Raw genomic sequence first — 12,112 nt, 5'->3', positions numbered from 1 at the left:
ACTGTTAACTTTAGCGATTTTAGAAGAAGATTGCAATCACACTCGCTTAAATCTTGCCAAGTCCTCATGTTCGTTTTTCCTGGGCTGTAATCCATACCGTCAATTCAGTCTGAATTAACACGATTGATTTCACTTCAACGATATATTTTTTATCGTGCAGAATGTAGGTCTTTTGGGTGATCAATTTCTCATAGAGAGGCTGAGCATCTTTTACGTAAGTAGCTTTTTGACCGATGACTAGCTTAAGCTCGCTTTTAATATCGCTCTCAATTTCTTTCTGAATATCTTCACTAATGAGTTCCTCCTGATTTTTTGGAACTAAATGTACATTGACGACATTAATTAAGGATTGCTTATTTTTTGTCTTGTTTAAGTTTTCGATATCGGTTCGCAGATCACGATTTTCTTGCAAATATTTATGCATCTCCACATACAGCTGCGTGTAGTTATACTGATGAATGCTCATATAGATTGCGCTCCCAATGATGGCTCCCGAAAGCATCAGTCCTAAGCTCGAAAGCAGACGTTGATATCGGGCAAAAGGAGGGATCCTCAAGGCTGATTGCCCCCTTTGCAAATCATTTGAATGAGTGAAGTGCCCATCTGCGCGCCAATAAAGGCAACAATTATTAGGACGATTTGCTTAATAGCGGGATTCAAATGCCCTATAGCTACATGGCTTTCAATATAGCGTATCGGATCAATCGTGCCGCCAACAGCAGCTACCATGGCCCAGATTTTAATGTTTTCTGCAACGGTCATCATTTTTTCCGTAGGTGATTGAAGCGTGAGCACGGCGGCTATTCCACTTAACATGCTGCCTCCAAATACGACCCCGAATGCAATACAGAAATAAACGATAATATTTGCCCAAAAGACATACATGTCCTAATCGCTTCCTTTCCAGCTAAGTTAAAGAGGACAAACTCTCTATACTTAATGTATGGGAATGCCTATTACCAATATGATAAAATATAAGGAATAAAATGAAAGAAGGGAGGACATGCTGATGAGTTCGTTCGTACACTTGCATGTTCATAGTGAATACAGTTTATTAGACGGTGCGGCACGTATGGAGGAGCTTGTTTCCCGAGCGGCTGATCTTGGCATGACCTCTTTGGCATTGACGGATCACGGTGTCATGTACGGGGCCATTGCCTTCTATAAAGCTTGCAAACAGCGAGGCATTAAGCCAATTATTGGTTGTGAGGTTTATTTCACAGCGGGATCTATTCGCGATAAAGGGACTAGGCAGGAACAGCCGATCTATCATCTCATCCTGCTTGCCAAAAATTTTCAAGGCTATCAAAATTTAATGAAGCTCTGTTCAATCGGACATTTACAGGGCTTTCACTATAAGCCGCGTATCGATTTGGAACATTTAGCCAAGCATTCTGAGGGTCTTATTTGTTTGAGCTCTTGTTTAGGCAGCGAGGTTTCTCAGCATTTGCTTCACAATCGTCACGATGAGGCTAAACAAGCGGCTGAGCGCTATCGTGATATTTTCGGCGATGATTTCTTTCTGGAAATTCAAGATCATGGGATGATTGAGCAGAAAAAAGTGATGGTCTCAATGATCGAGCTGAGCAAAGAAACTGGAATCCCGTTAATTGCGACGAATGATGTGCACTACGTGACAGAACCGGATCATGTGATGCAGGACATTCTCATCTGTATTGGAACAGGCAAGACGGTGGAGGACAACGATCGGCTTAAGATGGGGACGAGTCAGATGTATTTGAAAAGCGAAGAGGAGATGAGACGTTTATTCGTCCATGTCCCCGAAGCGCTTACGAATACGAGCGTTGTAGCTTCACGTTGTGAACTCGAACTTGTGTTCGGCAAATCAATTTTGCCAAGCTTTCGTCCGATTCCAGAGCACCTCACTGCTGGAGAATATTTACGAGAGCTCTGTGTACAGGGGCTTGAGCAGCGTTATTCTGCTAAATCGGAGTGGCATACAACGGATTCACCGCTGAAGAAACAAGCAGAAGAACGTCTAGCTTATGAGCTCAGTGTCATTGAGAAAATGGGTTTTTCCGATTACTTCTTGATCGTATGGGATTTTATTCGTTTTGCGCACGAAAAGAATATCATGACCGGACCGGGCAGGGGATCTTCTGCTGGAAGTCTAGTAGCTTATGTACTGCGAATTACGAATGTGGATCCACTAAAATATAAGCTCTTGTTTGAACGTTTTCTTAACCCAGAGCGGATTACGATGCCGGATATAGATATCGATTTTAGCGATGAACGCCGGGATGAAGTCATTGACTACGTAGTTGCCAAATACGGGCACGAGCATGTCGCGCAAATTATTACCTTCGGAACGATGGCGGCTAAAGCCGCGGTTAGGGACGTAGGACGTGTATTAAATGTGCCCTATGGCGATGTTGACCGCGCTGCCAAGGCGATTCCGAATCAACTAGGTATGACCTTATCGGAAGCACTGCAGGTTAGCTCTGATTTAAAGGGGCTTGTCGCAAGACAGCCAAAGACAGCAGAATTGCTTGACATGGCGATGCGTGTAGAAGGAATGCCGCGACATGCTTCAACGCATGCTGCAGGGGTTGTCATTTCCAGAGAACCGTTAACTCAATATGTCCCTCTCCAGGAAGGCACAGCTCAGACAGCTCTTACTCAGTATACGATGGAGCATTTGGAGGCCATTGGTCTGTTGAAAATGGATTTTCTCGGCTTGCGGACGCTGTCTATTATTGAACGAACGGTTGATTGGATTGCACAGATGGAAAATGTGCACCTCAACTTTGATACGCTGGACATGGATGAGGATGCCGTGACCTACGGTATGCTTAGCAAGGGAGAAACGACGGGCGTCTTCCAACTGGAGTCTTCTGGTGTGCGCAAAGTGTTGAAGGATTTGAAGCCCTCTGTTTTTGAAGATATTATTTCCGTTGTGGCCTTGTACCGTCCAGGTCCGATGGAGTTTATACCTAAGTACATTTATGGGAAGCACGGGCAGGTGGAGGTCATTTATCCGCACCCCACGTTAGAACCTATCCTTCGGGATACGTACGGCATTATCGTCTACCAAGAGCAAATTATGCAAATTGCCTCATTAATGGCAGGTTTCAGCTTAGGTGAAGCAGATTTGTTAAGACGAGCAGTGTCCAAGAAGAAGCGGGAAGTGCTGGATGAAGAACGGGCACATTTCGTTTCGGGCAGCTTGCGTCAAGGTTTTAACGCCGATGAGGCTAATCATGTGTATGATATGATCGTACGCTTTGCTGACTATGGTTTCCCGCGTGCGCATGCAACAGCATATGGCGTCCTGGCCTTCCAAACGGCTTATTTAAAAGCGCACTATCCGATTTATTTTATGGCCTCGATGTTGACGGCTGTCATGGGAAACCATCGAAAGGTAGCCGAATATGTGGATGAATGCCGGCGGGTGAAATTGGCTGTGCTGCCACCAGATGTCAATGGCAGCGGAACGGTGTTTACACCGGACCCAGCAGCCGGGGCGATCCGTTTCGGACTTGCTGCTATCAAAAATGTAGGCACTCAAGCAATTGATGCTATTCTTCATGAGCGGAAAAAATTACAATTTGAAAGCTTGCTTGATTTCTGCCGACGTGTTGATTTGCGCGTATGTAATAAGCGAGTGATTGAATCACTCATTCAAGGAGGAGCCTTCGATACGCTTGGCGGGCATCGCGCTCAATTGATGGCTATTCTCGATGAAACCATCGCCTCCGCTACCAAATGGCGCAAGGAACGGGATGATCTGCAGCTTCACCTCTTCGGCTTCGTTGAAGAACCAAACTGGGAGGTGGAAGTTCCTAACATACCTCCAATGCCGCAGAGCAAACAATTGGAGCTCGAGAAGGAGCTTCTAGGCATGTATATCTCTGGACATCCGCTTGATGCCTATGGTGAGCAGCTGGGTGAGATGGAAGCAGCGATGCTTCATCAGCTAGCCGAGCTGCCAGATAACAGCGAGGTTCTTGTAGCGGGAATGATCCTCTCGAATAAGACGATCGTCACGAAGAAAGGGCAGCCGATGGCGTTCATGGAGCTGGAGGATCGCATCGATAAGGTCGAGGTGGTGCTGTTCCCCGAGACCTGGAAGAATGCGGCTCCGCTCGTGCAGAAGGGCAGGCTCGTCCTTGTCCGGGCGAAGCTGCAGCTTCAGGACGAGGACCCGCCCAAGCTGCTCGCGGAGCAGCTTGTCGCGCTGGACGACCCTGCAGGCGTCCAGCGGCTTCGCCGGCAGCCAGGGGCGCACAGGCGATCAGCTGACGCAGTCAGCGATCGGCCCGCGCGCGCGGCTGCCAACTCAGGCGGCGCACGCAGCGCCGCCGCTGTTACCCAGGCGGCCCCTGCGGCGGGCCGCCAGGAGTCCCGCGCTGCGGCGCAGCCGGCGCGCACGAACGCTGCGGAGCCGAAGGCGCAGCGGGTGTTCGTCAAGATCTCGGCTGACTGTGAGCAGCCGGATAAGCTTTTGCAGCTGAAGGCGCTGCTGAAGCTGCATAAGGGCCAGCTCGCGGTTGCGCTTTTCTACGAAAGCAGCAACAAACTCTTGGCCCTAAGCGACCAATATTTGGTCGATCCTTCGAAGGATTTGTTCCGTATGATTGAGACCATCATGGGTAAAGATTCGGTCAGAGTGAAATAAAGACGGCATCCTCCGCATATGAATAGGAACCCGGCATTTCAGGGGCTTAATACATAGCTGAGAGACTTTGAGCTACACTCAAAGATCCCTATATTAGGAGGAGACTTATGACCGAACAACATATGGTCCAGTTGCTGCAAAGACGTGGTGTAACGGTAGAGCAAATCTCTGAAATTGTGTTCAAGCTGCAAAAGCCTTATAATGATCAACTATCGCAAGAAGATTGTATCGAGAGTGTGCTGGCTGTTCTCGCCAAACGGGAAGTACAGTATACGCTATATACAGGCATTGCTCTTGATGAATTGGCAGAGAAAAAGCTGTTGCCCGAGCCTTTGCAATCGATTCTTGAAGCGGATGAACCCCTGTTCGGTGTTGATGAAACTCTGGCCCTAGGCATTGTTCATGTATATGGGATGATTGGCTTAACTAGCTTTGGCTATTTAGATAAGGAAAAAATGGGTATTATCCGTACATTAAATGATGATAAAAGTTCTGTGCATGTTTTTCTGGATGATTTGATCTGTGGTTTGGCAGCTGCCGCTTCTGCCAGAATCGCTCATCAGAATGAGCATGCGCCTGATTATAGCAGTAAATTACGTCTGGACTAGCTCAAATAGTTCAGACTTCACTTTTTTTCATGAACGTGCTCTGTTGCGGGAAAAAGAGAAATTATGATATCATTATTCCATTGTGTGCGCCTATGCTTATGTAGGATGTTAATTATCATCGTTGCTAACTTGCCCTAATCCATGTAGTTGCACGTCATAGGAGGTTTTTTTTTCATGTGGACGGTGATATACATAGCTCCTACCGCGAAGATTGCAGAGCGGATTAAACAGAGGCTGACGGAAGAAGGATTTCTCGTACAAGTTCGGGGTATCTCTTTATCCAAAAATCAATTCGAAATCGTCGTACCCGCAGGCGAAGTAGAGGAAGTACAGGAAGTGCTCAATTCTATTTTACATAGATAATGAAAAGTAGAAGTAAGTAACGTGGCTTGTCAGAAGTTCAAGATAATAGCCAAGTAGAGGTGGAAATGTGCTAAAGGATTTATTTCAAAAGCGTAAGTATGCAACGATTCCTTCCGAGAAAACAAAACGGGATATTCCCGAAGGTTTAATGAATAAATGCCCGAAATGCGGTACGATCCAAACAAGCAAAGAGCTTGAGAAAAATTTAAAAGTCTGTACAGCTTGTGGCTATCATTATCGTTTAAGCGCGTTAGAACGTCTCCAGATAACACTCGATGAAGGTCAGATTTTGGAATACGACGCAGATATGATCTCTGAGGATCCTTTGGAGTTCCCTGATTACGTAGAGAAATTGGATAAAGCGAAGAGCACAACGAAATTACAAGATGCAATTATGACCGGGGAAGGTACGATTGGCGGCTATCCGGTTATTGTTGCGGCTATGAGTTTTGACTTCATGGGTGGATCACTAGGCTCCGTTGTTGGTGAGAAAATAACAAGAGCGATCGAAGCTGCAACTCATAAGAAAGTGCCAATTATCATTTATTCCACATCAGGTGGAGCTCGTATGCAAGAAAGCATTCTCAGCTTGATGCAAATGGCGAAGACAAGCGCGGCTTTGTCCAAGCTGAACGAGGAAGGCGGATTGTTTATTTCTATTATTACAGATCCGACTTTCGGCGGTGTATCTGCGAGTTTTGCGATGTTAGGCGATATTATTATTGCTGAACCGGCTGCCCCATTTGGATTTACAGGCCGTCGTGTTATTGAACAAACGATTAAGCAGAAGCTGCCGGACAATTTCCAGACATCTGAATTCAATCTCGAGCATGGTCAGCTCGACAAGGTCGTGAGCCGTAAGGATATACGTCCAACGTTAATCAAGCTGTTAGACATGCACGGAGTGAAGGGGGAGGCGACTTATGGCGGGTGAAATGCCGTTTGAACAGCCGCTGGCGGAACTAAAGAAGAAGATTGCGGAACTGCGCACATTTGGCGCGGAGAAGAAAATTGACTTTTCAGAGGAAATTCGCCGTTTGGAAGAAAGATATGTTGAACTTGAGAATGAGCTTTATGCGAATATGTCTTCTGCAGAGAAAATGCAGTTGGCTCGTCATCCGCAAAGGCCAACAACCATTGATTATATTGGAACCATTTTTACGGATTTCATAGAGTTTCATGGAGATCGCCTATATGGGGATGACCTTGCGATTGTAGGTGGATTAGCCAAGCTGAACGGCATTCCGGTTACGGTTGTCGGTCATCAAAAAGGGAAAGACACGAAGGACAATATTGCTCGTAACTTCGGTTGTCCGCATCCGGAAGGGTTCCGTAAAGCGCTGCGAATGATGCGTCAAGCGAACAAGTTCAAACGTCCTATTGTGACATTTATTGATACCAAAGGGGCATTCCCTGGGAATGCTGCAGAAGAGCGCGGCCAAGGAGAAGCGATTGCCAGAAATTTACTGGAAATGGCCTCTTTTCGTGTGCCGATCATCTGTATTGTTATTGGCGAAGGTGGCAGTGGTGGCGCACTAGCGTTAGGTGTAGGTAACAAGGTATTAATGTTGGAGAATGCTATCTATTCGGTTATTAGTCCCGAAGGCGCGGCTTCCATCTTATATAAAGATGCTTCCAAAGCTTTACACGCGGCAGAAGCAATGAAAATTACTGCGGATCATATCTTGGATCTTAAGGTGATCGACGGTATTATTCCAGAACCCAAAGGTGGCGCACACCGGGATTTAGCCGCACAAGCAGAATTGATCAAAACAGCTATCTGGGAACAGCTTCAGCATTTGCTAAGTATGGACGAACAGGAGCTGCTCGAGGACCGCTACCGCAAATTTAGAGAGATCGGCCGGTTCACATTCACTCAGGAGGGAAACCATGCGTAAAACGAAAATTGTCTGTACCATCGGACCTGCAAGCGAATCACAAGAGAATTTGAAAAAGCTTCTAGAAGCGGGAATGAATGTTGCCCGTCTTAACTTCTCCCACGGAGATTTTGAGGAGCACGGCGCACGTATCCGCAACCTTCGCGCTGCATCCGCTGAGACAGGCAAAGTAGCAGCTATTTTGCTTGATACCAAAGGACCGGAAATTCGTACGGGAAAATTGAAAGAAGAACCGATTGAGCTTGTTCAGGACAAGCACATCATTTTGACAACAGAAGAAATCTTGGGCGATGCAGATCGGATCTCAGTTACCTATTCGAATCTGCCGCGTGACGTTGCTGTTGGATCTACGATTCTAATCGATGATGGTCTAATTGGTCTTTCAGTTGTTGATATTCGTGGAACAGAAATCGAATGCCGCATTGTCAATGGTGGAACGATTAAAAGTAAAAAAGGCGTTAACGTGCCAGGTGTGAAAATCAGTCTTCCAGGAATCACGGAGAAGGATGCGAATGATATCGTCTTCGGTATCGAGCAAGGCGTAGATTTCATCGCGGCATCTTTCGTACGTAAAGCAAGTGACGTTATGGAAATTCGTGAATTGTTGGAAAGACACAATGCTTCACACATCCAAATCATTAGTAAAATCGAAAACCAAGAGGGCGTTGACAACTTAGACGAAATCCTTGAAGTATCCGATGGATTGATGGTTGCTCGTGGGGATCTTGGCGTTGAAATTCCAGCTGAAGATGTTCCGGTTGTCCAAAAACAGATGATCAAAAAATGTAACATCGTAGGTAAGCCGGTTATTACGGCGACGATGATGCTCGACTCCATGCAGCGTAACCCGCGCCCAACGCGTGCAGAAGCAAGTGACGTAGCTAATGCGGTGTTCGACGGAACAGATGCTGTGATGTTGTCCGGTGAAACAGCAGCAGGTAAATATCCAGTCGAGTCCGTACAAACGATGGCTCGGATCGCTGAGCGTGCGGAAGCAGCTTTGGAATATAAAGAAATTTTCCTTCGTCAAGCGCAAGCGCAGCAAGTTACTGTAACCGAAGCAATTTCACAAGCGGTAGCAAACTCAGCTTTGGAGTTGGGTGCGAAGGCGATTTTAACAGCTACGGAAAGTGGATATACAGCTAGGATGGTATCCAAATACCGTCCGAAATCACCAATCATCGCAGTTACGCCTAGCGAGCAAGTCATTCGCCGCTTATCCCTCGTTTGGGGTGTTATTCCGGTGATGGGCGTGCAAGCGAAAACGACGGACGAGCTGTTCAACCTTGCGGTAGAGAGCAGCATCAAAACAGGTATCGTGTCTCTTGGAGATATCGTTGTCATTACGGCAGGTGTACCTGTTGGACGCTCCGGAACAACGAACTTGATCAAAGTTCATCACGTGGGTGAGATGATTGCCAAAGGTACGGGGATCGGCATGCAAACAGCAACGGGGATCGTTGTAACGGCTCGTACACCAGAAGAAGCGAATGCGAAAATGGTAGACGGTGCTGTACTTGTAACGGTATCAACGGACAAAGAATATATGCCAGCTGTACAAAGAGCTTCCGCGTTAATTACCGAAGTTGGCGGAATCACGTCCCATGCGGCAGTTGTTGCTTTAAGCCTTGGTATTCCGGTTATTGTAGGCGTTGAGAACGCAGTGGAATTAATCAAAGACGGCACAGAAGTATCGATCTATCCAGAAGTTGGCGTTATCTACTCTGGTCAAGCGAGCGTTCTGTAAGTATAACTAAGAGTGAAGCGAGATTAGTCTCGGCTTCACTCTTTTTTATTTTCTAACTACGGTAGCTTACGCATTAATACCTAACATTCGAACTCTAGTCCGCCTCAAACGGAACGAGAGTACCTTATTTACTGTAAATTCTCATTTTCAGACGATGAACGGAACGTACTGACGCTATTTACTCGAAATGAAGGGGAAAAGACTCAATTTTACTGAAATAGCGTCACGTAGTTCCGCTTCATCCCTTTAATAGGCTGAATTCAGCGAAATAAGGTATCTGGGTTCCCCTAAGCGTCAGGAATATTGCTAATGTACCGAACAAATCATCGCTAAGAGATCAAAAAGAAAGAATGCGGGACCTAGCATCCGCGCTAACCAACTGCATAGACCCCATCTGATAAGACTTGGGTATTCCTTCCAAGCTGAGTACACATTCAAAGCTACGTATCACTCCCCAGCATTCCGAAGCACTTTTCAGCACTCCGAAGCACTTTTCAGCACTCCGCAGCACTTTCCAGCACTCCGCAGCACTTTTCAGCACTCCGCAGCACTTTCCAGCACCCCGAATCACTCCCAGCACCCCGAATCACTCCCCCAGCACTCCCCACATTACCCATCCCTAGTCCTAGCTGTGCTATAATTGTCCTAAGACTTAGTTACTGGAGGCGTACATCATCATGACTCAGGAGCGCTGGCATCAGCATCAGTTTCGTGTGAGATATGAAGAAACGGATCAAATGGGGGTTGTGTACCATGCCAACTATTTGACGTGGTTCGAGATTGGGCGGACTGAATTTATCAGGGAGCTTGGTTACCCATACCGGCGAATTGAGGAGAAGGGACTATTGCTGCCGCTTGTTGAAGCGGAGATTAAGTTCAAGAAGCCTGCTCGTTACGATGATTTGGTATGTGTGAACACGCGAGTGATTGACATGAGCAGCGTTCGGCTCCATTTTGCCTATGAAATCCGTAAAGTTTCGGAGGAAATGACGGCTCTAACCGCAGATTCTGCTGCACAACCTTCTGAGGAATTACTTGTTATGGGACAAACACATCACGTTTGGGTGAATCCTTCTTGGAAGCCGATACGTATAGAAAAGGAAGCGCCAGAATTATGGCAGCTGTTAGCTAAGTATTCTTAAAAGGGGCTGAGTTTATGTTTCGCATTATACTTGCCATACTTATTCTAGTACCTGCTATAGAAATTACGATTCTCATTGCACTGGGGCATTTTATAGGCGGCTGGTCAACATTCGCGCTTATTATAATAAGCGGCTTTTTAGGTGCCTATTTCGCCAAGCGGGAAGGACGCAAAGTGTTGGAATATGCCAAGTTTGAGTGGTCTCAAGGCCAATTGCCTACACAGCATTTGTTAGATGGAATCTGTATTTTCATTGGAGGCATTTTATTAATTTTGCCTGGATTCATCACGGATATTTTCGGATTTCTACTTGTTTTGCCTTACACGAGACCGATCTTCAAAGTGATGCTGCTTGCATTGATTCGAAAGCAAATCGGCAAAGGCGGAATCAATATCATAAAACGTAGATAAAGAACAAAGGCTCGGTCACCCGCTTATGTGGGAGGAACCGAGCCTTTTTGTATGTAAGTTGCTATATCATGAAAGATTTTTGCACGATAGAACGCGGCAACCAGAATGAGAGTCACAGGACCAACAATGAGCCCGAGGAGTCCGAATAGTTTCAATCCAACGAACATGGCGATTAGCGTAGCCAGAGGGTCTAATCCGACTGAGGAGGCGAGCACTTTAGGTTCCATAATCTGTCTGGCAATTACGATGACGCCGTATAGTACGCTTAGGCCAATTCCAAGAAAATAATCTCCTTGCGCAAAGAAAACATACAAAATCCAAGGTACCATGACCGCACCTGTCCCCAAATAAGGCATCAGGTCTGCTAAGCCTGTTAATAAACCGATGGTTATGGCATAGTTGACACGCAATACCAGCAAGCCAATGATAACCACAAGAGCGGTTAGTGAAACAAGAATCAGTTGGGCGCGTATGTAGCCGAACAGTGCTTTTTGCAAATCGTTCCGGATCAATTGAGTGGTTTTCACAATCATGTCGGAGAAGATCCCTTTATACCGTTTGATAAGCTGATACCAATCTTTACTAATGAAAAAGGTGGCCAGCATAACAATGATGGTGATGGTTGCGATATTCGGCAAAGAAGTTAGAAGTCTTTTCAAAGTATCAAATACATAGCCTATGATGAACTTACTAACGTCTGCAATGGAGCCTGCTGTTGAAGATAAATTGTTGTTGACCGTTTCTTGGTATTTCGGGTTATTTTCAAAAAACTGATTTATACGTTCAATCCAATCTTGAAAAGCAATGGAATTAATGAAAACATTGAATTGTTCGACCCACAGGTTAATCTGAATCTGCAAGGTATCCGCAAGTGAACCTAATTCAACGACTATATTCGCAACAAGCAAGGTTATGGCCGTAACCATGGCACCCAGAAATAACAACATGGATAAGGTCACGGCGAGCCAGCGCGGAAATTTCAGCTTAAATTGGAAGAAGTTTACGAGAGGATTTAGCATAAGAGCTAGAATCCAGCCGAAAATAAATGGGTAAATCAGTGGGATTATATAAAAGAAAGCGAGTCCGATTAAAACAATAATTAGTGCCACCCAAATGCCCCTGAAAATCTGGTGAACTAAACGTGGATTCAGGATCCCCATGGTTTTTTCTCTCCTTGTTTCAAGTCATTTCATTGTAACATGATCTTGGATAAATACGGAAATAACATTACCTTTACAAAATCTTCATATATTAAAACAGGGGATTTTGCATTGTCGGTGTAAAGCACGCATAGTACAATGAAGT

The 12,112-nt window shown here is 45.8% G+C and carries 11 protein-coding genes; 8 read left to right on the top strand and 3 right to left on the bottom strand.

The features are described from left to right. Positions 1-64: 64 nt before the first annotated feature. Complete coding sequence (locus NYR53_RS26505) at positions 65-466, bottom strand: sporulation membrane protein YtrI (protein WP_261302099.1); 402 nt, start codon at positions 464-466, stop codon at positions 65-67. 86 nt (positions 467-552) lie between these two features. Beyond that, positions 553-885, bottom strand: a complete 333-nt coding sequence (locus NYR53_RS26500) for a YtrH family sporulation protein (protein WP_261302098.1) — start codon at positions 883-885, stop codon at positions 553-555. A gap of 124 nt (positions 886-1,009) precedes the next feature. Here NYR53_RS26500 and NYR53_RS26495 point away from each other — a divergent pair, with 124 nt between their 5' ends. The 8 genes from NYR53_RS26495 (at position 1,010) to NYR53_RS26460 (ending at position 10,807) form a co-directional block, all read left to right on the top strand. After that, positions 1,010-4,639 (top strand): DNA polymerase III subunit alpha, encoded by a 3,630-nt coding sequence (locus NYR53_RS26495; protein WP_261302097.1) that lies wholly within the window; start codon positions 1,010-1,012, stop codon positions 4,637-4,639. 107 nt (positions 4,640-4,746) lie between these two features. Next, entirely contained in the window at positions 4,747-5,247 is a 501-nt protein-coding gene (locus NYR53_RS26490; RefSeq protein WP_261302096.1) for a phosphatidylglycerophosphatase A family protein, read from the top strand. A gap of 174 nt (positions 5,248-5,421) precedes the next feature. Further along, positions 5,422-5,610, top strand: a complete 189-nt coding sequence (locus NYR53_RS26485; RefSeq protein ID WP_057307280.1) for a hypothetical protein — start codon at positions 5,422-5,424, stop codon at positions 5,608-5,610. Between the two features lie 67 nt (positions 5,611-5,677). Continuing rightward, positions 5,678-6,544: an acetyl-CoA carboxylase, carboxyltransferase subunit beta gene (gene accD, locus NYR53_RS26480; RefSeq protein WP_261302095.1), complete on the top strand. Its 867-nt coding sequence runs from the start codon at positions 5,678-5,680 to the stop codon at positions 6,542-6,544. Further along, positions 6,534-7,508, top strand: coding sequence for an acetyl-CoA carboxylase carboxyltransferase subunit alpha (locus tag NYR53_RS26475; protein WP_261302094.1), 975 nt, complete (start codon positions 6,534-6,536; stop codon positions 7,506-7,508). The genes accD and NYR53_RS26475 overlap by 11 nt, the downstream gene beginning before the upstream one ends. Next, positions 7,501-9,255 (top strand): pyruvate kinase, encoded by a 1,755-nt coding sequence (gene pyk / locus NYR53_RS26470; RefSeq protein ID WP_171691116.1) that lies wholly within the window; start codon positions 7,501-7,503, stop codon positions 9,253-9,255. The genes NYR53_RS26475 and pyk overlap by 8 nt, the downstream gene beginning before the upstream one ends. Positions 9,256-9,932: 677 nt before the next feature. Further along, positions 9,933-10,397: an acyl-CoA thioesterase gene (locus tag NYR53_RS26465; protein ID WP_261302093.1), complete on the top strand. Its 465-nt coding sequence runs from the start codon at positions 9,933-9,935 to the stop codon at positions 10,395-10,397. Positions 10,398-10,411: 14 nt separating this feature from the next. Continuing rightward, positions 10,412-10,807: an FxsA family protein gene (locus tag NYR53_RS26460; RefSeq protein ID WP_261302092.1), complete on the top strand. Its 396-nt coding sequence runs from the start codon at positions 10,412-10,414 to the stop codon at positions 10,805-10,807. 23 nt (positions 10,808-10,830) lie between these two features. On the opposite strand, the gene ytvI is transcribed toward NYR53_RS26460, so the two are convergent. Then, a complete protein-coding gene (gene ytvI / locus NYR53_RS26455) occupies positions 10,831-11,967 on the bottom strand; it encodes a sporulation integral membrane protein YtvI (protein ID WP_261302091.1) in 1,137 nt (378 codons plus the stop codon). Positions 11,968-12,112 lie beyond the last annotated feature (145 nt).

It is taken from the genome of Paenibacillus andongensis (assembly GCF_025369935.1).
Lineage (GTDB): Bacteria > Bacillota > Bacilli > Paenibacillales > NBRC-103111 > Paenibacillus_E > Paenibacillus_E andongensis.
The sequence above is the reverse complement of the archived record's forward strand: the minus strand, read 5'-3'. Positions and strand labels throughout refer to the sequence as shown.

Bases quoted from the DNA above. Each gene is read 5' to 3' on its own strand.
- NYR53_RS26475 (WP_261302094.1), top strand. From the start codon at position 6,534: ATGGCGGGTGAAATGCCGTTTGAACAGCCGCTGGCGGAACTAAAGAAG.
- NYR53_RS26460 (WP_261302092.1), top strand. From the start codon at position 10,412: ATGTTTCGCATTATACTTGCCATACTTATTCTAGTACCTGCTATAGAA.
- pyk (WP_171691116.1), top strand. From the start codon at position 7,501: ATGCGTAAAACGAAAATTGTCTGTACCATCGGACCTGCAAGCGAATCA.
- NYR53_RS26485 (WP_057307280.1), top strand. From the start codon at position 5,422: ATGTGGACGGTGATATACATAGCTCCTACCGCGAAGATTGCAGAGCGG.
- NYR53_RS26490 (WP_261302096.1), top strand. From the start codon at position 4,747: ATGACCGAACAACATATGGTCCAGTTGCTGCAAAGACGTGGTGTAACG.
- NYR53_RS26505 (WP_261302099.1), bottom strand. From the start codon at position 466: ATGAGCATTCATCAGTATAACTACACGCAGCTGTATGTGGAGATGCAT.
- NYR53_RS26495 (WP_261302097.1), top strand. From the start codon at position 1,010: ATGAGTTCGTTCGTACACTTGCATGTTCATAGTGAATACAGTTTATTA.
- NYR53_RS26500 (WP_261302098.1), bottom strand. From the start codon at position 885: ATGTATGTCTTTTGGGCAAATATTATCGTTTATTTCTGTATTGCATTC.
- NYR53_RS26465 (WP_261302093.1), top strand. From the start codon at position 9,933: ATGACTCAGGAGCGCTGGCATCAGCATCAGTTTCGTGTGAGATATGAA.
- ytvI (WP_261302091.1), bottom strand. From the start codon at position 11,967: ATGGGGATCCTGAATCCACGTTTAGTTCACCAGATTTTCAGGGGCATT.